This is a genomic window from Herbaspirillum sp. SJZ099 (assembly GCF_007828355.1).
Taxonomy (GTDB): Bacteria; Pseudomonadota; Gammaproteobacteria; order Burkholderiales; family Burkholderiaceae_D; genus Herbaspirillum.
Genome location: NZ_VIUO01000003.1, coordinates 336096 through 362245, shown reverse-complemented (window position 1 = coordinate 362245; position 26150 = coordinate 336096). Strand labels below are relative to the sequence as shown.

Genomic DNA, 26150 nt, shown 5'->3' with positions numbered 1-26150 from the left:
TACCATGATCAAACAAGCACTCATTTCCGTATCCGACAAGGCAGGCGTGCTCGAATTCGCGCGCGCGCTGTCCGCCATGGGCGTCAACCTCCTGTCCACCGGCGGCACCGCCAAGCTGCTGGCCGACAACGGCCTGAAGGTCACCGAAGTGGCCGACTACACCGGCTTCCCGGAAATGCTGGATGGCCGCGTCAAGACGCTGCATCCCAAGGTGCATGGCGGCATCCTGGCGCGCCGCGATTTCCCCGAGCATATGGCCGCGCTGGAACAGCACGCCATCTCGACCATCGACATGGTGGTGGTGAACCTGTATCCGTTCCAGCAGACCGTGGCCAAGGAAGAATGCTCGCTGGAAGACGCGATCGAGAACATCGACATCGGCGGCCCGGCCATGCTGCGTTCCTCGGCCAAGAACCACAAGGATGTGGTGGTGATCTGCGACCCGAGCGATTACGAAGGCGTGTTGGCCGACCTGAAGGCCGGCGGCGACCTCCCATACGAGAAACGTTTCGCGCTGGCCAAGAAGGTGTTCGCCCACACCGCGCAATACGACGGCGCCATCACCAACTACTTCACCTCGCTGGGCCAGGACAAGCAGCACGCCACCCGCAGCGCCTATCCGGACACCCTGAACCTGCACTTCGAAAAGGTGCAGGACATGCGCTACGGCGAGAACCCGCACCAGAGCGCGGCGTTCTACCGTGACATCAAGAAGGTCGACGGCGCGCTGGCCAACTACACCCAGCTGCAAGGCAAGGAACTGTCGTTCAACAACATCGCCGACGCCGACGCCGCCTGGGAATGTGTGAAGACCTTCGACGCCGCCGAAACGGCCGCCTGCGTCATCATCAAGCACGCCAACCCCTGCGGCGTGGCGGTCGGCGCCAACCCGCTGGAAGCCTACAGCAAGGCCCTGCAGACCGACCCGACTTCGGCCTTCGGCGGCATCATTGCCTTCAACCGCCCGCTGGACGGCGCGGCGGCCGAAGCGGTGGCCAAGCAGTTCGTCGAAGTGCTGATCGCGCCGGCGTTCTCGGACGAAGCCAAAAAGATCTTCGCCGCCAAGCAGAACGTGCGTCTGCTGGAAATCCCGCTGGGCAACGGCTTGAATGCCTACGACTTCAAGCGCGTCGGCGGCGGCCTGCTGGTGCAGTCGCCTGACGCCAAGAACGTGCTGCTGCCGGAAGTGAAGGTAGTCAGCAAGCTGCAGCCGACGCCGCAGCAACTGCAAGACCTGATGTTCGCCTGGCGCGTGGCCAAGTTCGTCAAGTCCAACGCCATCGTGTTCTGCGGCAACGGCATGACGCTCGGCGTGGGCGCCGGCCAGATGAGCCGCATCGATTCCGCGCGCATCGCCTCGATCAAGGCGGCCAACGCCGGCCTGACCCTGGCCGGTTCGGCCGTGGCCTCGGACGCCTTCTTCCCGTTCCGCGACGGCCTGGACGTAGTGGTCGATGCCGGCGCGACCTGCGTGATCCACCCGGGCGGCTCCATGCGCGACCAGGAAGTGATCGACGCCGCCAACGAGCGTGGCGTGGTGATGCTGCTGACCGGCACGCGCCACTTCCGCCACTGATCCGCTGGCAGTCATGTGATCGAAAACGCCCGGCATTGCCGGGCGTTTTGCTTTGTTTTGCCTTATTTTGCTTTAATGTGTCGATGGATCGAAAGCGCACGTGCGCAAGACCAGACCATCAAGGAGAAACCGCTTGAAGACGCCGCCATTGCAGTTGTACGTCGATGCCCAATTCATCAGCCCTTACGCCATGTCGGCCTTCGTGACGCTGACCGAGAAGGGGGTGCCGTTCGAGTTGCTGACCATCGACCTGGCCGCGCGCCAGAACCAGGGCGCCGGCTACGCCAGCGTGTCGCTGACGCGGCGCGTGCCGACCTTGTCGGACGGCCAATTCCACCTGGCCGAATCGACCGCGATTGCCGAATACCTGGAAGAATGCTTTCCCGCGCCGGCACATCGGGCGGTGTATCCGGCTGATGTCCGCCAGCGAGCCAAGGCGCGCGAGGTGCAGGCCTGGCTGCGCAGCGACCTGATGCCGATACGCCAGGAGCGGCCGACCGAAGTGGTGTTCTATGGCGAGGGTTTCGCACCCTTGTCGGCGGCGGCCAAGGCGGCGGTCGACAAGCTTGCGGCCGCCGCGCAAACGCTGCTGGCCGGCAAGGACAACCTGTTCGGCGAATGGTGCATCGCCGACACCGACCTGGCGCTGATGCTCAACCGCCTGGCACTGCATGGCGACCCGTTGCCGCCGGCGTTGCAACAGTACGCCAAGCGCCAATGGCAGCGTCCTTCGGTGCAGCAATGGGTGCGCCAGGCGCAGGCGCTGAAGGCGGCCACGCCGTGAAAATTTGTGAGAATGTGTGAGGATGCCCGAGCGTGCAATGCCGCAAATTGTCGGAAGGATGTTTGAGCGGCCTGAGGGGGGCGGACGCTGTTGTTTTGCGTATCGGCGATTGTGCCGTCATCGTGTCATATCGTTTTTTTCGATGGATAATGGCCTGCGATTTTTTATCCTTGGGAGGGGGGGATGATGACTTGCTTATTTCGCTGCATGCGCGCCGGATTCCGGCGGGCGTTCCTGTTGTTGCTTGCCATTGGAGGCGGCATGTCTTGCGCTGCGGGACAGGCGCAGGAAGTCGCGGTTTCGATCGGCTTCCTGGCGCCGCAGAGCGGTTCCAACCAGGAGCGCGGCATCAGCATGGTCAATGGCGCCCAGTTGGCAATCGACGAACTGAATCAGAAAAACATCAAGGTCAACAACGTCAAGGTCAATTTCCAGCTGCTTGTCCAGGATGACCGTTTCAACGCCAATACCGGCAGATTGGCTGCGCAATATTTGCTGAAGCGCAAAGTGCAGGCCGTGATCTGCCACAGTTCGACGGTATGCATCGCCACCGCCGATATTTTCCAGGCGGAGCATATTCCCCAGCTGTCGGTGGGCGCGACCAACCGCCAATTCACGCAGCTCGGATATGACAATGTGTTTCGCATGTTCGGTCACAGCGAGCAGGGCGGCATCCTGTTCGGGAAATACGCCTACCGCGATCTGAAGCTGCGCCGCATTGCCGTCATCGATGACAAAACGCCGTCCGGCGCCGCCATGGCAAGCCAGTTCAGCGATGGCTTCAAAACCGCTGGCGGCACGATTGCCGGCCATTATTCGGTGAGCGACAAGACGTCCGACTTCAACCAGGCGCTGATGGATATCAAGGAACGCAAAGCCGACGCGATTTTCTGGGGCGGCACGCATTTGCAGGCCGCCAACATGATCGTCAGCGCCAAGCGCCTGGGGTTGACCACCCGATTCCTGAATGCGATGAATGGGATGAACAACCAGTATGTGCTGAGCCGGGTCAATGATGTCGGCAATATCCTGTCGCTGGAATCGGACCAGCCCAGGGACAGGATGGCCAGGTGGAAGTCTTTCGAAAAAGCCTACATCGAGAATTTCCAGGGATCCTATATCGATGTCAGCGCATTGCGCGCATACGATGCCGTCCAGGTACTGGGCGAGGCCATCAAGTCCGCTAATTCGCTCGATCCGCAGAAGCTGGCGGAGACCTTGCACAAGGAAAGGTTCAAGGGGCTGACGGGGCCCATTGAATTCGATCGCGAGGGGAATTTGAAGAACCCGGTATTTACCGTGTATGAGTCGCAGGGCGCCGAGTGGAAGGTAGTCGAGGTAGTGAAGGCCGATTAGGGCCGGCCAGGATCGATTATCATCAAGCCTGATCAAGGCTGCGCGTACGCGCGGTCATCAGGCGTTGTCTGCCCCGGCAGTCATCTCAAAGTTCGGGCTCATGAAAATTCTCGGTATCGACCCTGGTTTGCGCACCACCGGTTTCGGCGTGATCCGCAAGCAGGGCAACAAGCTGTCCTATATCGCCTCGGGCACCATCAAGACGCCCGACGGCGACCTGCCGCAACGGCTCAAGGTGATCCTGAACAGCGTTTCCGAAGTGGTGCGCGCTTATGCGCCCGACTGCGCGGCGATCGAAAAGGTGTTCGTCAACGTCAACCCGCAATCCACCTTGCTGCTGGGGCAGGCGCGCGGGGCGGCGATCTGCGCGCTGGTCGGCGCCGACCTGGCGGTGGCCGAATACACCGCGTTGCAGGTCAAGCAAGCCGTGGCCGGCCATGGCCGGGCGCAAAAGGCGCAGGTGCAGGAAATGGTGGCGCGGCTGCTGCAGTTGCCGGGCCTGCCCGGCACCGATGCCGCCGATGCGCTGGGCGTGGCGATCTGCCATGCGCACGGCGGCGATGTGCTGGCCAGCCTGGGGACGCTGGCGCCGGGATTGGCGAAGAAGGGCTTGCGCATGCGCGGCGGACGGCTGGTGGGATGAAGCCGTATTCCTGTCGTCGTCATCCCGGCGCAGGGCGGGATCCAGTGGCTTCCGTTGTGCATCGATGGCCGTTGAACGACGCTGGATCCTGACTTTCGTCAGGACGACGGCAATGGTTACTGTGCCGGTCTTTTTACCAGCGCAAGAACGCGCTTGACCGCTTCTACCGCAAGCAACACCACACCTCCCGCCACCACGCCGAACACGGCATCGAGTACCGCCGGCGCCAGCGCCGCCAGCACGCTGCCGACGGCCGGCACGCCGGCGATGCTTGCCGCCGCCGCCGCGATGCCATGGTGCGCGAACGGCAAGCCGTGCGTGAGGATGCCGCCGCCCACCATGAACATGGCCACGGTGCCGATCACCGACAGGCTGCGCATCATGGCCGGCGCCGCCGCCAGGATGGCGCGCCCCAGTTTTTGCTTGATGCGGCCTATTGTGCCGGCGCCGGCCGTGCGCAGCAGGTAGAGTCCGCCATCGTCGAGTTTCACGATGGCCGCGACGATGCCGTACACCCCCACCGTCATGAGCAACGCAATGCCGGCCAGCACCGTCACCTGTTGTTGCAGCGGCGCGCCGGCCACGGTGCCCAGGGTGATGGCGATGATTTCGGCCGAAAGGATGAAGTCGGTGCGCACGGCGCCCTTGATCTTGTCCTGTTCATAGGCCACGGGATCGATATCGGCGGGTATGCCGGCGCCCTCGCGGCGTTGCTCGCCGGCTTCGTGCGGCAGGTATTTGTGCGCCAGCTTTTCGAAGCCCTCGAAGCACAGGAAGGCCCCGCCCAGCATCAGCAGCGGCGTCACCGCCCACGGGATGAAGGCACTGATGGCCAGCGCCGCCGGCATCAGGATCGCCTTGTTCTTGAGCGAGCCCCGGGCCACCGCCCATACGACCGGCAGTTCGCGGTCGGCTTTTACCCCTGTCACCTGCTGGGCGTTCAGGGCGAGGTCGTCGCCCAGCACGCCGGCGGTTTTCTTGGCCGCGACCTTGGTCATCACGGAAACGTCGTCCAATACCGAGGCGATATCGTCGATCAGTGCGAAGAAGCTGCTGCCTGCCATGCTTGTCCTTTTTGTATGCGGTTCGGCGGGTGTCGGTGGATGCCGCCGGGTGAAGCAGGATACTGTTTATCCAAACAGTACTGTATCATTCTGGCTTATCGTTGATACCAACGCACAACACATCCATGCCATGATCGGTCGCCTTTCCGGAACCCTGTTCGAAAAAAATCCCCCGAATCTGCTGGTCGACTGCAATGGCGTCGGCTATGAGGTCGCGGTGCCGATGAGCACCTTCTACAACCTGCCCGGACTGGGCGACAAGGTGGTGCTGCTGACCCACCTCGCCATCCGCGAGGATGCGCACATCCTGTTCGGGTTCGGGACCGCCGAGGAACGCAACACCTTCAAGGAGCTGATCAAGATTTCCGGCGTCGGCGCGCGCACCGCGCTGGCGATCCTGTCGGGCATGTCGGTGGCCGACCTGGCGCAGGCGGTGACGCTGCAGGAAGCGGGGCGCCTGACCCGGGTGCCCGGCATTGGCAAGAAGACCGCCGAGCGCCTGCTGCTTGAGTTGAAGGGCAAGCTCGGCGCCGACCTCGGCGCGGCCGGCGGCGCCGCGCATGCCGACGCCTCGGCCGATATCCTCAACGCGCTCCTGGCGCTGGGCTATTCCGACAAGGAAGCGACGCTGGCGCTGAAGCAGGTACCCAAGGACGCCAGCGTGTCCGACGGCATCAAGCACGCGCTCAAGGCCTTGTCCAAGGCCTGATGGAGAAGGATAGGATTACCGCATGAGCATCCAGACCGACGATTTTTCCGAACAGCGCATCATCGCCGCCACCCCGGCCTCGGCCAACGAGGAGGCCATCGAGCGCGCCCTGCGCCCCAAGCAGCTCGACGAATACGTCGGCCAGGAAAAGGTGCGCAGCCAGCTGGAGATTTTCATCGCGGCCGCGCGCGGGCGCGGGGAGGCGCTCGACCACACCTTGCTGTTCGGCCCGCCGGGTTTGGGCAAGACCACCATGGCGCACATCATCGCGCGCGAGATGGGCGTGAACCTGCGCCAGACTTCCGGCCCGGTGCTGGAGCGCGCCGGCGACCTGGCGGCGCTCCTGACCAACCTCGAAGCCAACGATGTCCTGTTCATCGATGAGATCCACCGCCTGTCGCCGGTGGTGGAGGAAATCCTCTACCCGGCGCTGGAGGATTACCAGATCGACATCATGATCGGCGAAGGCCCGGCGGCGCGCTCGGTGCGCCTCGACCTGCAGCCGTTCACATTGGTCGGCGCCACCACCCGCGCCGGCATGCTGACCAACCCGCTGCGCGACCGCTTCGGCATCGTCGCCCGGCTGGAGTTCTATACCCCGCCCGAACTGGCGCGCATCGTCACGCGCAGCGCCGGACTGCTCAACGCGCCCATCGTCGAGGATGGCGCGCTGGAAATCGCCAAGCGCAGCCGCGGCACCCCGCGTATCGCCAACCGTCTGTTGCGCCGCGTGCGCGACTACGCCGAGGTCAAGGGCCGCGGCGAGATCACCCGCGCGATGGCCGACGCGGCGCTGGTGATGCTGGACGTCGATCCGGTCGGCTTCGACCTGATGGACCGCAAGCTGCTCGAAGCGGTGCTGTTCAAGTTCAGCGGCGGCCCGGTCGGGCTGGACAACCTGGCGGCCGCCATCGGCGAAGAGCGCGACACCATCGAGGATGTGCTGGAACCCTACCTGATCCAGCAAGGCTACCTGCAGCGCACCCCGCGCGGCCGCATCGCCACCCCGGCGGCCTACCAGCACTTCGGCGTCGCCGCGCCGCGCACCAGCCCCAACGGCGACCTGTGGGGCGGCTGAGCCGGCGGCAGGATGTTGCCGGCGCGCATCCAAAGCCGGCCATGGCGACGCATTGTTGCGCTGGCGCAAACAGCGTTTTACGTGCAATAGTGCAATCGTATGCAATTTTTGCCTGAATGCCTGCAAAGGCGAGTTTTTACTTGTGCAAAAACTAATCGTCATCGACAATGGATAGCTATTCACTATCTTTCGATGTGAGCCTGTCATGCTAATGTCGAGCCAAGCAAGCCGCTATGCGCATCAATTGCTCGATGCGCGGGCCAACTCGAAGCAAATTCCCCTGATCTCCAAGAACGAGCCGCTCTCGCTCGAGGACGCCTACGACATCGCCTACAGCATCCGCAACATCCGCGTGGCGCAAGGCGAGCAGCCGGTCGGGCGCAAGATCGGTTTTTCGGTGCGCAAGTCCTGGTCGCGCTATGGCGTCACCGACGACACCCGCACGCCGATCTGGGCCCCGGTGTTCGACACCACCGTGCGCTTCGCCGAAGACAACCACGGCACGCAATCGCTGGCCGGCGCGGTGCAGCCGCGCATCGAACCCGAGATCGTCTTCAAGCTGGGTAAGGCGCCGGCGCCCAACGCCACGCTGGACGAACTGGCCGACTGCCTGGAATGGATGGCGCACGGTTTCGAGATCGTCGTGTGCCCCTACGCCAACTGGGAATTCACGGTAGCCGATTCGATCGCCGCCTTCGGCCTGCACGGCACGCTGATCATCGGCGAGCCGCACGTGCTGTCCTCCGGCACGCGCCACCACCTGTCGCAGATCCTGGCTGGCGCCACCGTCTCGCTGTCGTGCAACACCGAGTCCTCCAGCGTGCTGCGCGCCGCCGGTTTCTGCAACGACGAGATGGACAGCCCGCTGCACGCCCTGTGGCACCTGCACCAGCTGCTGCAGAAGCAGTCGCAGTTCCGACAGCTGCAGGCCGGCGAGATCATCACCACCGGCACCTGGACCGATGCCCTGCCGATCGAACCGGGCCAGACCTGGGTCACCGCGTTTTCCGGCGTTACCCTGCCGGGGTTGACCGTCTCCTTCGTTTGAATACAGCGCCAAGGCCTCACACCGCCGCTTGCGCGGCAAGGTTTCTCCATGCAGATCTGGGTTGATGCCGACGCCTGTCCGGGCGTCATCAAGGACATGCTGTTCCGCGTGGCGGAGCGCACCGGCATCGTGGTGACCCTGGTCGCCAACCGGGGGCTGCGCACGTCGCCCTCGCGCTTCATCAAATCGGTGGTGGTGCCGGCCGGCTTCGACGTGGCCGACCGCGAGATCGTCAGGCTGGCGCAGGCCGGCGACCTGGTCGTCACCGCCGATATCCCGCTGGCGGCCGACGTCGTCGCCAAGGGCGGCGTCGCGCTCAATCCGCGCGGCGAGCTCTATACCGCCGACAACATCCGCCACCACCTGAGCATGCGCAATTTCATGGAAGAACTGCGCAGCAGCGGCATGGAAACCGGCGGCCCGGCCGCTTTCAGCCAAAGCGACGGCCGCGCGTTTGCACGCGAGCTTGACCGCTACGTGCAAAAATCCCAGGCGGGGCGTTAAGCAACGAACGCTCCCCCCTCCACACACACAAAGCAAAACGGCAACGAATCTTTCGTTGCCGTTTGCATTGGTATTGCCGTGGCAGACAGCGCGGCGCTTATTCCTCGCGCACCCAGGTCTGCGTGCGTCCCAGCATCGGCATGCCGATGTAGCCGCGCACGTTGAGCTTCTTGCCGTCTTCGACCACCGTCAGCTTGCTCTTGTAGAGCTTGCCGTTGGCCGGGTCGAGGATCTGGCCGCCGTTGTACTCGTCGCCATCCTTCTTCAGGCCGGAGAGGATGGTCATGCCGACGATGGGCTTGCCCTTCAGTTCGCCTTCGCACTTTTCGCAGACCGGGTTCTGGTCTTCTTCCGGCGCGCGGAACAGCTTCTCGATCTTGCCCGACAGTTCGCCATTGCTTTCGGTGATGCGGATCAGCGCCTTGGGCTTGCCGGTGGCGTCATCGATGTTCTTCCACAAGCCGACCGGGGAGCCGTCGGCAAAGGCGCAGGCCGATGCCAGCAGGCCGGCCAGCAGCACGCCGGCTGCGGCAAGACGGGGCAGGGCGGAAGGGGATGCCTTGGTATTCATGTTATCTCCAATTTTGATTAAAAGCACGGTTGTTCTAATTTTATCGACTCAGTGTAGTCAAGCCGGGCGCGCAGGGCAAGCGATAAAAACAAAAGCCGCCGTCCCTTGCGGAACGGCGGCTTGGCGATGGCCGGATGCGGCGAAACTTACTTCAGTTTCGCCAACTGCTCCTGCAGCTTCCCGACTGTGGCGGTGAAGGTGGCCAGGCGTTCCTTCTCCTGCGCCACCACCGCTTCCGGCGCGCGCGCCACGAAGCTTTCGTTGGACAGCTTGCCGTTGGCCTTGGCGATCTCGCCAGTCAGGCGGGCGATTTCCTTGCCCAGGCGCTCGCGCTCGGCGGCCACGTCGATTTCCACCTTCAGCATCAGCTTGACGTCGCCGACGATGGCCACCGGCGCCGGCGACTCCGGCAGCTGCGCCACCACCTGCGTTTCCGACAGGCGCACCAGGCCCTGCAGGTAAGGCAGGAAGGACTGCACCGACGACGCGTCGGCCGCTTCCACGATCAGCGGCACGCGCAGCGACGGCGCCAGCTGCATCTCGCCGCGTAGGTTGCGGCAGGCGTCGGTGAGCGACTTGAACTGCGCCATCCAGGCCTCGGCTTCGGCATCGACCTTGTCCAGGTCGGCTTGCGGATACGGCTGGCGCATGATCGAGTCGCCGGCCGGGTCGAGCTTCTTGTCGGTCATCGGCGCCACGGTCTGCCACAACTGCTCGGTGATGAACGGCAGCACCGGGTGCGCCAGGCGCAGGATCACTTCCAGCACGCGCAGCAGGGTGCGGCGGGTGGCGCGCTGCTGCGCCTCGTTGCCGGTCTGGATCTGGGCCTTGGCCATTTCCAGGTACCAGTCGCAGTACTCGTCCCACACGAACTTGTAGATGGCGGTGGCGATGTTGTCGAAGCGGTAGTCGGCGAAACCCTTCGCCACTTCGGCTTCGGTACGCTGCAGCAGCGACACGATCCAGCGGTCGGCCTGCGAGAACTGCAGGTAGCTCTTGTCGCACACGCCCTTCTCATGGCCGTCGAAACCGCAGTCCTGGCCTTCGGTGTTCATCAGCACGAAGCGGGTGGCGTTCCACAGCTTGTTGCAGAAGTTGCGGTAGCCTTCGCAGCGGTTCAGGTCGAAGTTGATGTTGCGGCCCAGGGTCGCCAGCGAGGCGAAGGTGAAGCGCAGCGCATCGGTGCCGAAGGCCGGGATGCCGTCGGCGAATTCGCGGCGGGTGGCCTTCTCGATGCTGGCCGCCTGCTTCGGGTTCATCAGGCCGGCCGTGCGCTTGGCCACCAGTGCATCCACGCCGATGCCGTCGATCAGGTCGATCGGGTCCAGCGTGTTGCCCTTGGACTTGGACATCTTCTGGCCGCTGCCGTCGCGCACCAGGCCGTGCACGTAGACGGTGTCGAACGGGACCTTGCCGGTGAAGTGCGTGGTCATCATGACCATGCGCGCCACCCAGAAGAAGATGATGTCGAAGCCGGTCACCAGCACCGACGACGGCAGGAACAGCTTGTAGTCCGGCGTCTCTTCCGGCCAGCCCAGCGTGGAAAACGGCACCAGCGCCGAGGAGAACCAGGTGTCCAGCACGTCCTCGTCGCGCTTGACGGCGCGGCCGCCGGCTTGCGCGCGGGCTTCTTCCTCGCTGCGCGCGACGTAGATGTTGCCTTCGTCGTCGTACCAGGCCGGGATCTGGTGGCCCCACCACAGCTGGCGCGAGATGCACCAGTCCTGGATGTTGTTGAGCCACTGGTTGTAGGTATTGGTCCAGTTTTCCGGCACGAACTTGATCTCGCCGGAAGCGACCTTCTCCAGCGCGGTCTCGGCGATCGACTTGCCGGGGAAGTAGGTGCCTTCCGGCGCCGGCTTGCTCATCGCCACGAACCACTGGTCGGTCAGCATCGGCTCGATCACCACGCCGGTACGGTCGCCGCGCGGCACCATCAGCTTGTGCGGCTTGACCAGTTCCAGCAGGCCCAGCGCGTCGAGATCGGCCACGATCTGCTTGCGCGCCTCGAAGCGGTCCAGGCCCTGGTACTTGGCGGGCGCGTTTTCGTTGATCCTGGCGTCCAGCGTGAACACGCTGATCTTGTCCAGGTTGTGACGCGCGCCGACCTGGTAGTCGTTGAAGTCGTGCGCCGGGGTGATCTTCACGCAGCCGGTGCCGAATTCCTTGTCGACGTATTCATCCTTGATGATGGGGATCTCGCGGCCCACCAGCGGCAGCTTGAGCATCTTGCCCACCAGCGCGGCATAGCGCTCATCGGTCGGATCGACCGCCACGGCGACGTCGCCCAGCATGGTTTCAGGACGGGTGGTGGCGACCGTGATGGTGCCGCTGCCGTCGGCCAGCGGGTACTTGATGTGCCACATCGAGCCGTCTTCTTCCTCCGACACCACTTCCAGGTCGGACACCGCGGTGCCCAGCACCGGGTCCCAGTTGACCAGGCGCTTGCCGCGGTAGATCAGGCCCTGCTCGTACAGGCGCACGAACACTTCGGTGACGGCCTTGGACATCTTCGGGTCCATCGTGAAGTATTCGCGCTCCCAGTCGGTCGAGGCGCCCATGCGGCGCATCTGGCCGGTGATGGTGGAGCCGGATTTTTCCTTCCACTCCCACACCTTCTCGACGAACTTTTCGCGGCCGAGGTCGTGGCGCGACACCTTTTGCGCATCGAGTTGGCGCTCCACCACGATCTGGGTGGCGATGCCGGCGTGGTCGGTGCCGGGGATCCACGCGGTGTTGTAGCCGCGCATGCGGTGGTAGCGCGTCAGGCCGTCCATGATGGTCTGGTTGAACGCGTGGCCCATGTGCAGGGTGCCGGTCACGTTCGGCGGCGGCAGCTGGATGGAAAACGACGGTTTTTCGGCGTCGGTGGTGGCGGCGAAATAACCGCGCTTTTCCCATTCCTCGCGCCAGAATTTTTCAATCTCGGCAGGCTCGAACGACTTGGCTAATTCCATGATTTGACGTGTGTTTTTGCGAAACCGTCCATTATAAGGGAGGCGGGGCCGGCAGTGGCGGCCGGTGGAACTGGCGGGGGCCGGGAAGCGACTTATCCATTACCGCAGCCAAGTTTGTTGTTTGGCAGGCAAGGTTTCGCGGCATGCCTGGCCGCCGCGATGTGATTCCAGGCAATTTCATGATGAGTGGAGAACCGCAGATGTCGAAGGTGTCGGATCAAGGCGTAACCTGGCAGGATCTGGCGGACAGGTGGTTCCGCGATCCTGCTTTCCAGAAGGAATATGCGGTCATCAAGCCAACCCTGGACCGGCTCGGCATTACGCCGGGCGGTGGCGGCCACGGTTCGCCGCCGGTGGAGTCGGTCGATATCACGGTGGACATCACCACCACTTACCGACCGCCGGTGGTCTCCCGCAAGAGCGTCACGCCCGACGCCATCGGGGCCGACGCCGATGAGCCGTACCAGGGCAATGGTGACGGCTCCAGTCATCTGGGGCCGGGCCTGCCGCCGCAGGCCGAGCCCTACCGCGACATGATCGAGGAAGCGTCGCGTCGCAGCGGCGTCCCGGCCAGCCTGCTGGCCGGCCTGATCCATGACGAATCGCGCTGGGACCCGGGCGCCGCCACCAACAATCCGAACGGCAGGGGCGACACCGGACTGGTGCAGATGAACGACAACACCTTCGCCGCATTGCAGGCGCGCCATCCCGAGCTGCAAGGGCGCGACAAGAACGACCCGGCCACCAACATCCTGGCCGGTGCCTTCTACCTGGCCGACATGAAAGAGGAGATGAAACAGAAATACGGCAAGGACAGCTGGGAGATCGCGCTGCGCGCCTACAACTCCGGCGAGAACGGCGTCGATCCCAATAACCTGAGCAACTTGCCCGCCGGCACCGGCATCGCCAACTATGTCGAGAAGGTGATGCGCTACTGGAAGATCATCGACGAAGGCGGCACGCTGCCGGCTTGAACCTGTCGCCGACCACAGCCGGCGCTGCCCGGCGCGGATGAGTTCATGGCGGGCAGCGTTTCTGCTCGCCTGCTGCCACAAAGCGCCTTATAATGGCCGCTCGCCGGTGTTTGCACCGGCGTAAAACGCTAGGGGTCCTGCCGCAAGGTGGGTGAGAAATACCCTTGAACCTGATCTGGATAATGCCAGCGAAGGGAAGCAACCGGCAGCAAGACGCAGCACCTAACCGCCCAGGGCGGGCTGGCGTTCTTCTTCCGTCACCTCCTTTGCTGGCTCCGAGCCAACCGCAAAGGAGCCAAAATGAATGCCAATCCCAAGTTCCTGTCCGCCACCGCCACGGTGGATGAGGCAGCGATCCAGCCTCTCCCGAATTCCCGCAAGATCTACGTGACCGGTTCGCGTCCGGATATCCGCGTGCCCATGCGCGAAATCAGCCAGGCCGATACCCCGGCCATGTTCGGTTCCGAAAAGAACCCGCCGATCTATGTCTACGACACCTCCGGCCCCTATACCGATCCGGACGTGAAGATCGACATCCGCGCCGGCCTTCCCACGCCGCGCCTGCCCTGGATCCTGGAGCGCGACGACACCGAGGAGCTGGACGGCCCGACCTCCGAATACGGCCAACAGCGCCTGAACGATCCGGCGCTGGCCGAGCTGCGCTTCAACCTGCACCGCAAGCCGCGCCGCGCCAAGGCCGGCGGTAACGTCTCCCAAATGCACTACGCCCGGCGCGGCATCATCACGCCCGAGATGGAATTCATCGCCATCCGCGAAAACCTGCGCCGCCAGGAATACCTGGAACAGTTGAAAGCCTCCGGCCCGATGGGCGCCAAGCTGTCCGACCTGATGGGCCGCCAGCATCCCGGCCAGTCCTTCGGCGCCTCGATCCCGGCCGAGATCACGCCCGAGTTCGTGCGCGACGAAGTGGCGCGCGGGCGCGCCATCATCCCCGCCAACATCAACCACCCGGAAGTCGAGCCGATGATCATCGGCCGCAATTTCCTGGTCAAGATCAACGCCAACATCGGCAACTCGGCCGTGACCTCGTCCATTGGCGAGGAAGTCGAGAAAATGACCTGGGCCATCCGCTGGGGCGGCGACAACGTGATGGACCTGTCCACCGGCAAGAACATCCACGAGACGCGCGAGTGGATCATCCGCAACTCGCCGGTGCCGATCGGCACCGTGCCGATCTACCAGGCGCTGGAAAAGGTCAACGGCAAGGCCGAAGACCTGACCTGGGAAATCTTCCGCGACACCCTGATCGAGCAGGCCGAGCAGGGCGTGGACTATTTCACCATCCACGCCGGCGTGCGCCTGCAATACGTGCCGCTGACCGCCAAGCGCATGACCGGCATCGTCTCGCGCGGCGGCTCGATCATGGCCAAGTGGTGCCTGGCGCACCACCGCGAATCCTTCCTCTACGAGCACTTCGAAGACATCTGCGAGATCATGAAGGCCTACGACGTCAGCTTCAGCCTGGGCGATGGCCTGCGTCCCGGTTCGATCTATGATGCCAACGACGAGGCGCAACTGGGCGAACTGAAGACCCTGGGCGAGCTGACCCAGATCGCCTGGAAGCACGACGTGCAGGTGATGATCGAAGGCCCCGGCCACGTGCCGATGCACCTGATCAAGGAAAACATGGACCTGCAGCTGGAGCAGTGCCACGAGGCGCCGTTCTATACGCTGGGCCCGTTGACCACCGACATCGCCCCCGGCTACGACCACATCACCTCCGGCATCGGCGCCGCCCAGATCGGCTGGTACGGCACCGCCATGCTGTGCTACGTCACGCCGAAGGAACACCTGGGCCTGCCCAACAAGGTGGATGTGAAGGATGGCATCATCACCTACAAGATCGCCGCGCATGCGGCCGACCTGGCCAAGGGCCATCCGGGCGCGCAGATCCGCGACAACGCCTTGTCCAAGGCGCGCTTCGAGTTCCGCTGGGAAGACCAGTTCAACATCGGCCTGGACCCCGACAAGGCGCGCGAATTCCACGACGAAACCCTGCCCAAGGACTCGGCCAAGGTGGCGCACTTCTGCTCCATGTGCGGCCCGCACTTCTGCTCGATGAAGATCACCCAGGAAGTGCGCGACTACGCGGCCAAGGAAGGCATCTCGGAAATCGAGGCGCTCAAGCAGGGCATGGAAGTGAAGTCGGTCGAGTTCGTGAAGATGGGCGCCGAGATCTATTCGAAGCAATGAGCCTCGCCATGCAGATCGAACTGAACGGCAAGCCGCATTCCTTGCCGGATGGCTTTACGCTGGAGCAGTTGGTCGCTTCGCTGGAACTGTCCGGGAAGGCGGTGGCGGTGGCGGTCAACCGGCAGGTGGTGCCTGCGCAGCAGTGGGCGCAACGTTTGCTGGCGGAGACTGACAAGGTCGATGTGGTGCGGGCGATTGGTGGCGGGTGAGTTTTTTTATTAGGTAGTCTGGCCTTACTGCTGGTCGATGTACTGGCTCTATGCTTTTCTTTCTCCGGTCGGAGGTGAGCGCCGGGAGGCTGAAGCACTGCTTCAGCCGGCAGCCGCTCACTTTCTTTGCTCCGCCAAAGAAAGTAAGCAAAGAAAGGCGGCCCCTAAGTGCCAGCCCCTGCGGGGTTCCCGCCGAAGCGCGAGGAAAAATGGGAAAGGCAGAGTCGCTGCGCTCCGACTGCCTTTCTGATCCATTTTTCCCCGCGCTCCGGCGGCTGGCCCACAAGGGGAAAGCATGGCCGGCTCGCCTGCGGCATCGCGGTGCTTGTTACTCGCCTGCGGCTTCGGGGTGCAGGTTCGCTATCACCTAGTGCTGTCATTCCGATGATGTTTGTCGCGCTTCAAGTGATTCCGTTCGGACTGAGTAGCCGCAAAGCGGCGTATCGAAGTCTGCACACCAGCCGTATGCATTCCTTTTCGCACAATTGCAAGAGACATGAAAGGATTTGAAATGAACATGAACGACACACCCGCGCTGGTACAGGACACAGGCCTGACCATCGCTGGAAAAACCTACCGCTCGCGCCTCCTGGTGGGCAGCGGCAAGTACAAGGACCTGAACGAGACGCGCGCGGCGACTGTTGCCAGCGGCGCCGAGATCATCACCGTGGCGATCCGCCGCGTGAACATCGGCCAGGACCCCAATGCGCCCAGCCTGCTGGATGTGGTGCCGCCCTCGGAATTCACCATCCTGCCCAATACCGCCGGCTGCTACAACGCGGCCGATGCGGTCTACACGCTGCAACTGGCGCGCGAGCTGCTGGGCGGGCACAAGCTGGTGAAGCTGGAGGTGCTGGGCGACGAGAAGACGCTGTTCCCCAACATGCCGGAGACGCTCAAGGCCGCCGAGACCCTGGTCAAGGATGGTTTCGACGTGATGGTGTATTGCAGCGACGATCCGATCCAGGCGCGAATGCTGGAAGACCTGGGCGTGGCGGCGGTGATGCCGCTGGCTTCGCTGATCGGTTCCGGCATGGGCATCTTGAATCCGTGGAACCTGTCGCTGATCATCGAGCAGGCCAAGGTGCCGGTGCTGGTCGATGCCGGCGTGGGCACGGCGTCGGACGCGGCCATCGCGATGGAGCTGGGCTGCGACGGCGTGCTGATGAACAGCGCCATCGCCGGCGCGCGCGATCCCATCCGCATGGCGGGCGCGATGAAGCTGGCGGTGGAGGCGGGGCGCGAGGCTTTTCTCGCGGGCCGCATCCCGCGCAAGTTCCACGCATCGCCATCCTCGCCGATGGCCGGGCGCGTAGTGTGAACGCCAGCTATCGTCCCACGCCGCCTTGCGTGCTGGTGTTTTCCGGCTCCGACCCCAGCGGCGGCGCCGGCATGCAGGCCGATATCCCCGCCATCAGCGCGCTCGGCTGCCATCCGCTGTCGGTGCCGACCGCGCTGACGGTACAGGACAACGTCAGCGTGTTCGCGGTGCATGCGCTCGATCCGGAACTGGTGCGCCACCAGGCCCAGGTGCTGATCGACCGTTTCGACATCGCCGCAGTCAAGCTGGGCATCGCCGGCAGCCGCGACAACGCCGAGGCGATCGCGGCGCTGATCGGCCAGCTGCGCGCACGCAATCCGGCGCTGCCGGTGGTGCTGGACCCGGTGCTGGCCAATGGCAAAGGGGACAACCTCTCGAAGGACGACGCCGCGCGCGTGATCGAGCCCTTGTATGCGCTGGCCACCGTCATCACGCCCAACCTCAACGAGGCGCGGCGCCTGTGCGGCGACGTGCCGCCGGGGCGGCAGGCTGCGGCGCTGATGCGGCGCGGCTGCGGGCATGTGCTGCTCAAGGGCGGGCATGGCCCGCAGGAGTCCGACGTGGTCAACCGCTGGTACGGCCAGCCGCCGGACGCCGGGCAGGGCGAGGATGCCGACGCTGCCGAGGAAAGTGCGCGCTGGCGCTGGGCGCGCCTGCCCGATGAATTCCACGGCAGCGGCTGCACGCTGGCGGCGGCCTTGTCGGCCTTGTTGGCGCGAGGATTTGAGATGCACGATGCCATCGCAGGCGCGCAAGACTATTGCCAGCATGCGCTGGCGACGTCATATGCGATTGCGGCCGGGCAGCGCATTCCCAACCGCGTGCCGCCGTATCGGAAATAGAAACGCATTGAAGGGAGAACAGGAATGGACCACACAGACAAGCAATGGCATGTGCGCGGTTTGTATATCGTCACGCCCGACTGGGATGACACGGAACAACTGGTGAGCGCAACGGAGCAGGCGATCCGGGGCGGCGCGGCCTTGGTGCAATACCGCCACAAGAACGCGGACGAGGTTTTGCGCCGGGAGCAGGCGAGCGCGCTGCTGCATGTGTGCCGCCGCCACAACACGCCGTTCATCGTCAACGACCATGTCGAGCTGTGCCTCGCGCTGGATGCGGATGGCATCCATGTCGGCGGCACCGATGCCTCGGTCGCCGAGGTGCGCGCCAGGGTCGGTCGGGACAAGATCGTCGGCGCTTCGTGCTACGGCACGCTGCAACTGGCGCGCGACGCCCATGCGGCCGGAGCGAGCTATGTGGCTTTCGGCGGCTTCTATCCGTCGCGCGTGAAGAAATATGCATTCAAGACCGCGCCGGAAATCGTGGCCGAGTCGAAGCGGGAAATCCCGCTGCCGGTGGTGGTCATCGGCGGCATGACGCAAGAGAATTGCCTGCCGCTGATTGCGCAGGGCGCCGACATGGTGGCAGCGATCAGCAGCGTCTATATGGCGCCGCAGGATGCGCAGGCCGCCGCGCGCGGCTTTGCCGGCCTGTTCTGAGCGCACATGATGGCGGGGCCGGCGCGCTTGCCGGCGCCATCGTTCAAGGCTGGGACAGTGGCGGGTTGAATGGCCCGGTGTAAGGCGTGTGCACCACATAGATCCGCACTGGGGGATTGCCCTGCACCATGTTGCGAGGCACCTCGCGCGAATAAGTGAACTCGGCCGTGGTCAGCTTCTCCAGCCGCCGGGGGAGCACCCTGACAGCGCCCGCGTCAGGCACCAGAACGTGATGCTTGCCGTCGCCGGTGATGAAGAAGTAACCGCCACCGCCCGCTTTCAGGCGCGATGCGCCGGTGGCCGGATCGAAAAATTCATAACGGTTGCGCGCGCTATCCCACCTCGACAGGCCGACGACGCCCATGTAGTCGGCTTGCACGTCCTGCTCCGGCGCGCCTTCAAGGTAGACCTTGGTGGTCAGCCAGAGCGTGGAGGAGAGGGCCTTGGCGGCGGAAACCGAGTCAGGCGTTTGCGCCCGGGAGGGGCTGGCGGCGAGCAAGCCGATGGCAAGGCACAGGCCGCCAACAAGTTTTGCCGTGGATCGCATGGTAGGCATGGCCTTTCGCTTTCATGATCAACAGATGTCAACAGATGTCATTGGCCATCGCACGGGCGCGGCGGCCGCGCCCGTGCCGGTCGGTCACCGGCCATCAGCCTTCCAGCAGGCTGCGCAGCATCCATGCGTTCTTTTCGTGCAACTGCATGCGCTGGGTCAGCAGGTCGGCGGTCGGCTCGTCGGCGGCGGCATCGACCGCCGGGAAGATCGAGCGCGCGGTGCGGGTCACGGCTTCCTGGCCGGCCACCAACTGGGCGATCATCTCTTGCGCCGACGGCACGCCTTCGGCTTCCGGGATGGACGACAGCTTGGCGAAGTCCTTGTACGAACCCGGGGCCGGATAACCCAGCGCGCGGATGCGTTCGGCAATCAGGTCGACCGCGGTGGCCAGTTCGGTGTACTGGCCTTCGAACATCAGGTGCAGGGTGTTGAACATCGGGCCGGTGACGTTCCAGTGGAAGTTGTGGGTCTTCAGGTAGAGCGTGTAGCTGTCGGCCAGCAGCCTGGACAGGCCGTCGGCGATCTTCTTGCGATCCTTGTCGCTGATGCCGATGTTGATCGATGTTGCCGCAACATTCTTCTTTGCCATTTTTCGCTCCTTCAGGTGTTTGGTTTTTCGTCAGCGGGTGAAAACAACATGGCGATTCTATTGCAAATCACGCACGCAGACAGTGTTCGATGCGACTGTATTGATGGAAGAGATGGGGCAAGCGTTCCATATTTCAATAAAAATAGTGGATGAAAATGGCGATGGGGCCGATAGCGATCTTGCTATCGGCCCCATCGTGTTGCCGTATCCCTGCGTGCGGCTTGCGGCGGATCAGGTCGGGATCATTGCCCGTTGCGCTGCTGCGCGCTGCGGTACAGCGATAGCGACAAGGCTACCGCGCCGATGGCGGCAATGGCGGCGAACAGGAACACTTGCGGATAGCCGAGCTGGCCCACGATCAGGCCGGCCAGCGGTCCGGTGAAGCCCAACGCCAGGTCGAGGAATACCGAATAGGCCGCCAGCGCCGCGCCGCGGTTGGCCGCCGGCACCAGCTTGACCGCCTCCACGCCCAACGAAGGGAACACCAGCGCGAAGCCGAAGCCGGTCAGCGCCGCGCCCAGCATCGCCACCTCCGGCGCGCCGGCGACCCACAGCAGCAACAGGCCGACCGCTTCGGTGAGGAAGCTGACGATGGCTACGCGGTAGCCGCCGAAACGGTTGATGGCATTGGCGAACAGCAGGCGCGCGCCGACGAAGGCGGCGGAGAAGGCGGTCAACGCGAAGGCCGCGTTGCCCCATCGGTGGTCGGCGTAGTACAGCGTGATGAAGGTGGCAATCGAGCCGAAGCCGATGGTGCCGAACGCCAGGCCGAGGCCGTAGGCGAACACGCGGCGCAGCACCAGCTTGAACGACAGCTTTTCGCCGAGAACCACCGGCACGTTCGGGCCGCCGCGCGCCAGCAGGTAGCCGGTCGCGGTCAGCGCCGCGCCCGCCAGGCCGATCACGGCGAAGCCCAGCGAGCGGTCCAGCATCACGCCCAGCGGCGCGCCGATGGCCAGCGCGGCGTAGGTGGCGATGCCGTTCCAGGAAATCATCTTGGCGGTATTGTCGGCGCCGACGCGGCCGATGCCCCACATGATGGCGCCGGTGCCGACCAGGCTCTCGCCCAGGCCCAGCAAGGCACGGCTGGCGAACAGCAGCATCAGGCTGAGAAAGGGCAGCGATTGCGCCAGCGCCGCCAGCAACAGCAGGCCGCCGCTGGCGGTACACAGCAGCATGCCGCGCATCACGGTCTGCTTGGCGCCGACGGTGTCGATCATGCGGCCGGCGTTGGCGCGGCTGATGAAGGTGGCGAAATACTGGACGCTGATGCCCAGCCCGGCGATCACCGAGCTGTAACCGAGGTCGAGGTGGATGTAGCCCGGCAGCACCGCCATCGGGATGCCGATGGCCAGATAGACCAGGAACGTGAAGAAGGCGGTGGAAAGGATCTGCGTGGTGACCTTGGCCGGCGTCAGCGGACGCGCCGGCACAGGACTGGGACTACATGAATCGTCGGACATGATGGGGGAGTTCGGGATGTGGACGCTGCAGGCGCGGATGTGCGCGTGAACAGCTGTTCCGGATTTTACTCCTCCGGGGAAAATGCTGCAGGACAGCAAGCGTTTTCCTGTTTTTTAGTCGCTTTTGCGCGACGATAGCAATCTGGCAAGGTGCGATGCAGGCGGTTTACTGTCTGCAGCGCAGCGCTTGCGTGGCTTTTTCCTGCACCGCCGGCGCATAGTCGGCGCCCAGGATTTGCGGCGCCAGCTCATCCAGCGCGCCCGCCACATCCGGCTCGCACCAGCGGTCGTTGAGGCGCGCCAGTGCCGCCAGCAGCTCCGGCGTGAGCCGGTCCAGCACCGGCCTTACCTCACGGGCGAGGTCGGGCGGGTTGGCGAAGGGCGGGCGCTGCTCCAGCTTCCATTGCCGATGCAGGTCGCGTTGCACGATCTTGCCGGCGTCGAACTGGTCCTGGAAGAAGCCGCGCGCCCATTGCGCATCGAGCCCGAGTTGTTGCGCCCGTGCGCCGACATCGTCGAGAATCGCCTGCTCGCGCGCCGGATCGTCGATCGGCGCGTGCGAATTCCACTTGCTGCGCGCCACCGGTGCGGCGACATCGAGGCGGGTCTTTTGCAGCGACAGCAGCTGGCTGACCTCGGTACGGGGCGAGAACGCCGGGGCGGTGGGGGCGAAGCCGCAGGCCATCAGCAAGGCGGCAGTCAGGGCGGAAATCAGTCGCGAACGGAGCATGGGGCACCATGATGCAGGGCTGGTTGGGAGGGATTCGCAGGCCTGGCCGGCGAACGCGCCCGGAAGTATAGCGCGCCGCCGGGCGGCTTTGCGCCGCGCCGGGGAGCGCGCCGCCTTATAATCTCGGGATGCAAAATCTTCTCCACAACCTCAACGAAGAACAACTGGCCGCCGTGACCCTGCCGGCCCAGTCCGCGCTGATCCTGGCCGGCGCCGGTTCCGGCAAGACCCGCGTGCTCACTACCCGCATCGCCTGGCTGATCCAGACCGGGCAGGTGTCGCCGGCCGGCATCCTGGCGGTGACCTTCACCAACAAGGCCGCCAAGGAAATGACCGCGCGCCTGTCGGCCATGCTGCCGATCAATACCCGCGGCATGTGGATCGGCACCTTCCACGGCCTGTGCAACCGCTTGCTGCGCGCGCACCACAAGGACGCCGGGCTGCCGCAGACGTTCCAGATCCTCGATTCGCAGGACCAGCTTTCGGCCATCAAGCGCCTTCTCAAGGCGATGAACGTGGACGATGAAAAATATCCGCCGCGCAACCTGATGTACTTCATCAACAGCGCCAAGGACCAGGGCCTGCGCGCGCAGGATGTGGAAGCGCATGACGACTACAACCGCAAGTTCGTCGAACTCTACGAGCTGTACGACCAGCAGTGCCAGCGCGAAGGCGTGGTCGATTTCGCCGAGCTGCTGCTGCGCACCTATGAGCTGCTGGTGCGCAACCAGCCGCTGCGCGAGCATTACCAGGCGCGTTTCCGCCACATCCTGGTGGACGAGTTCCAGGACACCAACGATCTGCAATACAAGTGGTTGAAGCTGATGGCCGGCCCGCACGGCGCGGTGTTCGCGGTGGGCGACGACGACCAGAGCATCTATGCCTTCCGCGGCGCCAACGTGGGCAACATGTCGGCCTTCGAGCGCGAGTTCCGGGTGGAGAATCTGATCAAGCTGGAGCAGAACTACCGCTCGCACGGCCACATCCTGGATACCGCCAATGAGCTGATCTCCAACAACAGCCGCCGCCTGGGCAAGAACCTGCGCACCGATGCCGGTCACGGCGAGCAGGTGCGCGTCTACGAGGCCAGCAGCGACCTGCAGGAAGCGCAATGGATCATCGAGCAGGTCAAGGACCTGATCGCCGAAGGCTGGGGCCGCAGCGAGATTGCGATCCTCTACCGCTCCAACGCGCAGTCGCGCGTGCTGGAGCATGCGCTGTTTTCCTCGGCGATTCCCTATCGCGTCTACGGCGGCCAGCGCTTCTTCGAGCGCGCCGAAATCAAGCACGCCATCGCCTACCTGCAACTGATGGACAACCTGCACAACGACTCGGCTTTCCTGCGCGTGGTGAATTTTCCCACGCGCGGCATCGGCGCCCGCGCGATGGAGTCGCTGCAGGATGCGGCGCGCCAGTACAACTGCTCGCTGTACGCGGCCGTGCCGTACGTGGCCGGCAAGGCCGGCTCGTCGCTCAACGCCTTCGTCAAGCTGATCGAAGGCGCGCGCTTCGAAACCCAGCACCTGCCCCTGCCGGAAACGGTCAAGGTGGTGCTGGAACTGTCGGGCCTGATCGCGCATTACCGTAACGAGAAGGAAGGCGCCGACCGCATCGAGAACCTGGAGCAGCTGGTCAGCGCCGCCACCTTGTTCGTCTCGGAAGAAGGGTATGGCCTGGACGCCCCGGCCTTCCTCGGCCCGCAGGCGCAGGCCACCGCCGGCACTGCGATCACTACCGCAGACGGCGTCGAAGTGATCGATGCCGACGCGCCGCTGGTGACCATCATGTCGCCGCTGTCGGCTTTCCTGTCGCACGCCTCGCTGGAAGCCGGCGACAACCAGGCGCAGGCCGGCCAGGATGCGCTGCAACTGATGACGGTGCACTCGGCCAAGGGTTTGGAATTCGACGCGGTGTTCATCACCGGTCTGGAAGAGGGCCTGTTCCCGCACGAGAACAGCGCCAAGGAAGAGGGCGGGGTGGAAGAGGAACGCCGCCTGATGTACGTGGCCATCACGCGCGCGCGCAAGCGCCTGTTCATGACTTTCTCGCAGACCCGCATGCTGCACGGCCAGACGCGCTACAACATGCGCTCGCGCTTCTTCGACGAGTTGCCCGAGGATGCCATCAAATGGCTCTCGCCCAAGGTGCAGAAGAACAGCTGGTTCGCGCATCCGAAGTCGGCCTGGGACGATGCGCCCGAGTCCGGCAACAACAAGATCGCGCAGAATTTCTCGCGTTCCGATTCGGGCTGGCGCATCGGCCAGAACGTGGCGCACGCCAAGTTCGGCGAGGGCGTGATCGTCAACATCGAAGGCGGCGGCGGGGCCACCCGCGCGCACATCAACTTCGGCAAGTTCGGCATGAAGCTGCTGGACCTGTCGGTGGCGAAGCTGGAGAAGATCTGAGGCCCGTTTGGGGTTAGGCAGCCTCGGCTGCGCACTGGCGGCCCGGCAAGTAGGGCGCCGTGCTGCTAATGCCGTTCAGTTAAGCGCTGAACGGCATTTGTATTTGTGGCGGTTTGTGGAGTCCAGACTCCGTTCGCCCTGAGTAGCTGCGCAGCAGCGTATCGAAGGGCAGGCGAGGCCGCTGATGCTGGCGCGCTGGCTTCGATACGGCCCTGGCGGGCCTGTTCAGCCCGAACGGGCTCGGGTGATGCGTGCTTCAGCATTAGTCTTAACTGAACGGCATTGGCGCCGTGCAGCCGGCTTTTATTGGCTGGCGCCGGCTATTGCGGCTCGAAGATGCAGCGCAGGTGAATCAACGGATAGGCGCGCCCCTGCCCGTCCAGCAAGGAGCGTCCGGTTTCGGTGAAGCCCATGCGTTCATAGAAGCGCACGGCTTGCGTGTTCTGTTCGTTGACATCCGTTTCCAGCATCGGGTGCAGCGCCAGCGCATGGGCTACCAGCGCGCGGCCGATGCCGCGGCCGTGATGCGAAGGATCGATGAACAGCGCTTCCATCTTCGCGCCATCGAGCAGCATGAAGCCTAGTGCGAAATCATTGTCATCGACGGCAAGCCAGAGCGGTGCTGCGGGGAGGAAACCGCGCACGTCGTCTTCGATCGCGGCGCGGTCGGCCGGCGAGAGGAAGTCGTGGGTGGCGTCTACCGCCAGGCGCCAGATCTCGACGACGCGCGGGCCGTCTTCAGCGCGGGAAGGGCGTATGTTTGGCATGGGCGCAAGGATACGTGCCGTTTTCAGGTTTGGCAATCGCGAGCCTCAATGATCGGGCATGGCGCCGGCCGTGAGCAGGAGGAGAAGCATGGTGAGCCCGCTTCAATAGCCGGTCATGCGGTCATGATCGACATCCGGTGTCGGGGCGGATACAAGAAAATCGTAAAAATGCGCCAGCGCCGATGCGTTCGCGGCAGGGTTGCCTCAACCGCGTTCTATCATCGCCTGCACCTCATCCCAGGTCGCGGCATAGGCGCCTGGCTTGGAGGCTGCGATCGCCGCACCGGCCGCCGCGCATTGCAGGTGGACTTGCGCCGGCGCGTCCGGCTGGCGCAACTGGCTGGCGATCCAGCCGCCCATGGAGGCGTCGCCGCAACCCACCGTATCGACCACCTCGACCTTGTAGGCCGGCTGTTGCACCACCTGTTCCCCCTTGATCCAGCGCATGCCCTGTGCGCCCAGCGTGAGCAGGATCTCGGCCTTCGGCGCCATGTCCTGCAGCGTGGCCAGCGCGTTGCCGTCGCCGGGAAACAGCCTTTCCAGGTCCTCGTCCGAGACCTTGACGTAATCCGACAGCGCCAGCAATTCGCGCAGCAGGATGCGGTAGGACGGGCTGTCCATCAGCTTGCGCCAGTTGGGGTCGAAGGCGATCTTCTTGCCGCGCATGGCGCCGGCCTTGGCCACTTGAAGCAGGCGCGAGGCCAGCGGTTCGCGGGCCAGGCTGATGCAGCCGAAGTGCAGCACGCGCACCTGATCCATCCAGCCGCTCGGCAGGCGTTCAGGATTGAAGTGGAGGTCGGCGCTGTCGTCGCCGATGAAGAAGTAATCGGGCGGGGTGGTGGAGGTGACCATCGCCAGCAGCGGCGCCTTGGCGTACTGCTGGGTGAAGCGCATGTCGAGCCCGGCTTCGCGCGTGAGCGCGTGCAGTTCCTGGCCGAACACATCGGTGCTGACGCTGCCGGCATAGCCGGTCGGCACGCCCAGGCGCGCAGCCGCGCGCGCCACGTTCCAGCAGGCGCCGCCGGGCATGGCGCGCCATTGGCCGTCGCTCTGGCGGATGAAGTCGGTCAGGGCTTCGCCGAATACGACGAATTGTGCGGGCTGGGTCATGCGGTGTCTCCGGAATGTAA

The 26150-nt window shown here is 64.4% G+C and carries 24 protein-coding genes and 1 riboswitch; of the genes, 15 read left to right on the top strand and 9 right to left on the bottom strand.

Features of this window, described 5'->3' with window-relative positions:
- Positions 1–4: 4 nt before the first annotated feature.
- The 4 genes from purH to ruvC all read left to right on the top strand — a co-directional run bounded on the left by purH (position 5) and on the right by ruvC (position 4359).
- Positions 5–1576, top strand: coding sequence for a bifunctional phosphoribosylaminoimidazolecarboxamide formyltransferase/IMP cyclohydrolase (gene purH / locus FB597_RS09505; RefSeq protein WP_141914603.1), 1572 nt, complete (start codon positions 5–7; stop codon positions 1574–1576).
- A gap of 133 nt (positions 1577–1709) precedes the next feature.
- Entirely contained in the window at positions 1710–2360 is a 651-nt protein-coding gene (gene yfcF / locus FB597_RS09500; RefSeq protein WP_144769416.1) for a glutathione transferase, read from the top strand.
- Positions 2361–2621: 261 nt separating this feature from the next.
- Entirely contained in the window at positions 2622–3716 is a 1095-nt protein-coding gene (locus FB597_RS09495; protein ID WP_186442761.1) for a branched-chain amino acid ABC transporter substrate-binding protein, read from the top strand.
- A gap of 100 nt (positions 3717–3816) precedes the next feature.
- Complete coding sequence (gene ruvC / locus FB597_RS09490) at positions 3817–4359, top strand: crossover junction endodeoxyribonuclease RuvC (protein WP_141914600.1); 543 nt, start codon at positions 3817–3819, stop codon at positions 4357–4359.
- A gap of 116 nt (positions 4360–4475) precedes the next feature.
- Here ruvC and FB597_RS09485 read toward each other — a convergent pair whose 3' ends face one another.
- A complete protein-coding gene (locus tag FB597_RS09485) occupies positions 4476–5423 on the bottom strand; it encodes a DUF808 domain-containing protein (protein ID WP_144769412.1) in 948 nt (315 codons plus the stop codon).
- A 130-nt stretch (positions 5424–5553) separates the two neighbouring features.
- Here FB597_RS09485 and ruvA point away from each other — a divergent pair, with 130 nt between their 5' ends.
- From ruvA to FB597_RS09465, 4 genes are all read left to right on the top strand, one after another.
- Positions 5554–6132 carry a Holliday junction branch migration protein RuvA gene (gene ruvA / locus FB597_RS09480; RefSeq protein ID WP_141914598.1) on the top strand — a complete coding sequence of 193 codons (579 nt, stop codon included), beginning with the start codon at positions 5554–5556 and terminating at the stop codon, positions 6130–6132.
- Positions 6133–6154: 22 nt separating this feature from the next.
- Positions 6155–7210 (top strand): Holliday junction branch migration DNA helicase RuvB, encoded by a 1056-nt coding sequence (gene ruvB / locus FB597_RS09475; protein ID WP_141914597.1) that lies wholly within the window; start codon positions 6155–6157, stop codon positions 7208–7210.
- Positions 7211–7415: 205 nt separating this feature from the next.
- On the top strand, positions 7416–8258 hold the full coding sequence (locus FB597_RS09470) for a 2-keto-4-pentenoate hydratase (RefSeq protein ID WP_183405837.1): 843 nt from the start codon (positions 7416–7418) through the stop codon (positions 8256–8258).
- 48 nt (positions 8259–8306) lie between these two features.
- The gene (locus FB597_RS09465; RefSeq protein ID WP_144769410.1) at positions 8307–8762 is read left to right on the top strand and encodes a YaiI/YqxD family protein; all 456 of its coding nucleotides are present in this window, start codon (positions 8307–8309) and stop codon (positions 8760–8762) included.
- Positions 8763–8859: 97 nt separating this feature from the next.
- Here FB597_RS09465 and FB597_RS09460 read toward each other — a convergent pair whose 3' ends face one another.
- Both FB597_RS09460 and FB597_RS09455 read right to left on the bottom strand, forming a co-directional pair.
- Positions 8860–9333, bottom strand: coding sequence for a DUF2147 domain-containing protein (locus tag FB597_RS09460; RefSeq protein WP_141914594.1), 474 nt, complete (start codon positions 9331–9333; stop codon positions 8860–8862).
- A gap of 146 nt (positions 9334–9479) precedes the next feature.
- Positions 9480–12290 carry a valine--tRNA ligase gene (locus FB597_RS09455; protein ID WP_144769408.1) on the bottom strand — a complete coding sequence of 937 codons (2811 nt, stop codon included), beginning with the start codon at positions 12288–12290 and terminating at the stop codon, positions 9480–9482.
- 179 nt (positions 12291–12469) lie between these two features.
- On the opposite strand from FB597_RS09455, the gene FB597_RS09450 reads away from it, so the two are divergent.
- The 6 genes from FB597_RS09450 (at position 12470) to thiE (ending at position 18510) form a co-directional block, all read left to right on the top strand.
- A complete protein-coding gene (locus FB597_RS09450; protein WP_221292407.1) occupies positions 12470–13264 on the top strand; it encodes a lytic transglycosylase domain-containing protein in 795 nt (264 codons plus the stop codon).
- 120 nt (positions 13265–13384) lie between these two features.
- A riboswitch (TPP riboswitch) is annotated at positions 13385–13478 on the top strand.
- 86 nt (positions 13479–13564) lie between these two features.
- Entirely contained in the window at positions 13565–15478 is a 1914-nt protein-coding gene (gene thiC, locus FB597_RS09445; protein WP_141914590.1) for a phosphomethylpyrimidine synthase ThiC, read from the top strand.
- An 8-nt stretch (positions 15479–15486) separates the two neighbouring features.
- On the top strand, positions 15487–15687 hold the full coding sequence (gene thiS / locus FB597_RS09440; protein WP_141914977.1) for a sulfur carrier protein ThiS: 201 nt from the start codon (positions 15487–15489) through the stop codon (positions 15685–15687).
- Positions 15688–16198: 511 nt separating this feature from the next.
- The gene (locus tag FB597_RS09435) at positions 16199–17008 is read left to right on the top strand and encodes a thiazole synthase (protein ID WP_141914589.1); all 810 of its coding nucleotides are present in this window, start codon (positions 16199–16201) and stop codon (positions 17006–17008) included.
- Positions 17005–17850, top strand: coding sequence for a hydroxymethylpyrimidine/phosphomethylpyrimidine kinase (locus FB597_RS09430; protein ID WP_144769406.1), 846 nt, complete (start codon positions 17005–17007; stop codon positions 17848–17850). Before FB597_RS09435 ends, FB597_RS09430 begins: the two co-directional genes overlap by 4 nt.
- A 24-nt stretch (positions 17851–17874) precedes the next feature.
- Entirely contained in the window at positions 17875–18510 is a 636-nt protein-coding gene (thiE, locus tag FB597_RS09425) for a thiamine phosphate synthase (RefSeq protein WP_141914587.1), read from the top strand.
- Positions 18511–18553: 43 nt separating this feature from the next.
- Here the strand turns inward: thiE and FB597_RS09420 are convergent, their stop codons facing one another.
- The 4 genes from FB597_RS09420 to aroQ form a co-directional block, all read right to left on the bottom strand.
- Complete coding sequence (locus FB597_RS09420; RefSeq protein ID WP_221292406.1) at positions 18554–19066, bottom strand: DUF4822 domain-containing protein; 513 nt, start codon at positions 19064–19066, stop codon at positions 18554–18556.
- Positions 19067–19160: 94 nt separating this feature from the next.
- Positions 19161–19655 (bottom strand): Dps family protein, encoded by a 495-nt coding sequence (locus tag FB597_RS09415; RefSeq protein ID WP_141914586.1) that lies wholly within the window; start codon positions 19653–19655, stop codon positions 19161–19163.
- A 242-nt stretch (positions 19656–19897) separates the two neighbouring features.
- Complete coding sequence (locus tag FB597_RS09410) at positions 19898–21118, bottom strand: MFS transporter (RefSeq protein ID WP_141914585.1); 1221 nt, start codon at positions 21116–21118, stop codon at positions 19898–19900.
- A 166-nt stretch (positions 21119–21284) separates the two neighbouring features.
- Entirely contained in the window at positions 21285–21848 is a 564-nt protein-coding gene (gene aroQ, locus FB597_RS09405) for a gamma subclass chorismate mutase AroQ (protein WP_144769404.1), read from the bottom strand.
- Positions 21849–21976: 128 nt separating this feature from the next.
- Here aroQ and FB597_RS09400 point away from each other — a divergent pair, with 128 nt between their 5' ends.
- Positions 21977–24253 (top strand): UvrD-helicase domain-containing protein, encoded by a 2277-nt coding sequence (locus FB597_RS09400; protein WP_141914583.1) that lies wholly within the window; start codon positions 21977–21979, stop codon positions 24251–24253.
- A gap of 320 nt (positions 24254–24573) precedes the next feature.
- On the opposite strand, the gene FB597_RS09395 is transcribed toward FB597_RS09400, so the two are convergent.
- Together FB597_RS09395 and FB597_RS09390 are read right to left on the bottom strand one after the other, a co-directional pair.
- Entirely contained in the window at positions 24574–25020 is a 447-nt protein-coding gene (locus FB597_RS09395) for an acetyltransferase (protein ID WP_141914582.1), read from the bottom strand.
- Positions 25021–25224: 204 nt separating this feature from the next.
- Positions 25225–26130, bottom strand: a complete 906-nt coding sequence (locus FB597_RS09390; protein ID WP_141914581.1) for a carbohydrate kinase — start codon at positions 26128–26130, stop codon at positions 25225–25227.
- Between the last annotated feature and the right edge of the window lie 20 nt (positions 26131–26150).

Excerpts from the sequence above, each read along its gene's own strand:
- purH (WP_141914603.1), top strand. The coding sequence starts at position 5 with ATGATCAAACAAGCACTCATTTCCGTATCCGACAAGGCAGGCGTGCTC.
- FB597_RS09495 (WP_186442761.1), top strand. The coding sequence starts at position 2,622 with ATGTCTTGCGCTGCGGGACAGGCGCAGGAAGTCGCGGTTTCGATCGGC.
- ruvC (WP_141914600.1), top strand. The coding sequence starts at position 3,817 with ATGAAAATTCTCGGTATCGACCCTGGTTTGCGCACCACCGGTTTCGGC.
- FB597_RS09485 (WP_144769412.1), bottom strand. The coding sequence starts at position 5,423 with ATGGCAGGCAGCAGCTTCTTCGCACTGATCGACGATATCGCCTCGGTA.
- ruvA (WP_141914598.1), top strand. The coding sequence starts at position 5,554 with ATGATCGGTCGCCTTTCCGGAACCCTGTTCGAAAAAAATCCCCCGAAT.
- ruvB (WP_141914597.1), top strand. The coding sequence starts at position 6,155 with ATGAGCATCCAGACCGACGATTTTTCCGAACAGCGCATCATCGCCGCC.
- FB597_RS09470 (WP_183405837.1), top strand. The coding sequence starts at position 7,416 with ATGCTAATGTCGAGCCAAGCAAGCCGCTATGCGCATCAATTGCTCGAT.
- FB597_RS09465 (WP_144769410.1), top strand. The coding sequence starts at position 8,307 with ATGCAGATCTGGGTTGATGCCGACGCCTGTCCGGGCGTCATCAAGGAC.
- FB597_RS09460 (WP_141914594.1), bottom strand. The coding sequence starts at position 9,333 with ATGAATACCAAGGCATCCCCTTCCGCCCTGCCCCGTCTTGCCGCAGCC.
- FB597_RS09455 (WP_144769408.1), bottom strand. The coding sequence starts at position 12,290 with ATGGAATTAGCCAAGTCGTTCGAGCCTGCCGAGATTGAAAAATTCTGG.
- FB597_RS09450 (WP_221292407.1), top strand. The coding sequence starts at position 12,470 with ATGATGAGTGGAGAACCGCAGATGTCGAAGGTGTCGGATCAAGGCGTA.
- thiC (WP_141914590.1), top strand. The coding sequence starts at position 13,565 with ATGAATGCCAATCCCAAGTTCCTGTCCGCCACCGCCACGGTGGATGAG.
- thiS (WP_141914977.1), top strand. The coding sequence starts at position 15,487 with ATGCAGATCGAACTGAACGGCAAGCCGCATTCCTTGCCGGATGGCTTT.
- FB597_RS09435 (WP_141914589.1), top strand. The coding sequence starts at position 16,199 with ATGAACATGAACGACACACCCGCGCTGGTACAGGACACAGGCCTGACC.
- thiE (WP_141914587.1), top strand. The coding sequence starts at position 17,875 with ATGGACCACACAGACAAGCAATGGCATGTGCGCGGTTTGTATATCGTC.
- FB597_RS09420 (WP_221292406.1), bottom strand. The coding sequence starts at position 19,066 with ATGCCTACCATGCGATCCACGGCAAAACTTGTTGGCGGCCTGTGCCTT.
- FB597_RS09415 (WP_141914586.1), bottom strand. The coding sequence starts at position 19,655 with ATGGCAAAGAAGAATGTTGCGGCAACATCGATCAACATCGGCATCAGC.
- FB597_RS09410 (WP_141914585.1), bottom strand. The coding sequence starts at position 21,118 with ATGTCCGACGATTCATGTAGTCCCAGTCCTGTGCCGGCGCGTCCGCTG.
- aroQ (WP_144769404.1), bottom strand. The coding sequence starts at position 21,848 with ATGCTCCGTTCGCGACTGATTTCCGCCCTGACTGCCGCCTTGCTGATG.
- FB597_RS09400 (WP_141914583.1), top strand. The coding sequence starts at position 21,977 with ATGCAAAATCTTCTCCACAACCTCAACGAAGAACAACTGGCCGCCGTG.
- FB597_RS09395 (WP_141914582.1), bottom strand. The coding sequence starts at position 25,020 with ATGCCAAACATACGCCCTTCCCGCGCTGAAGACGGCCCGCGCGTCGTC.
- FB597_RS09390 (WP_141914581.1), bottom strand. The coding sequence starts at position 26,130 with ATGACCCAGCCCGCACAATTCGTCGTATTCGGCGAAGCCCTGACCGAC.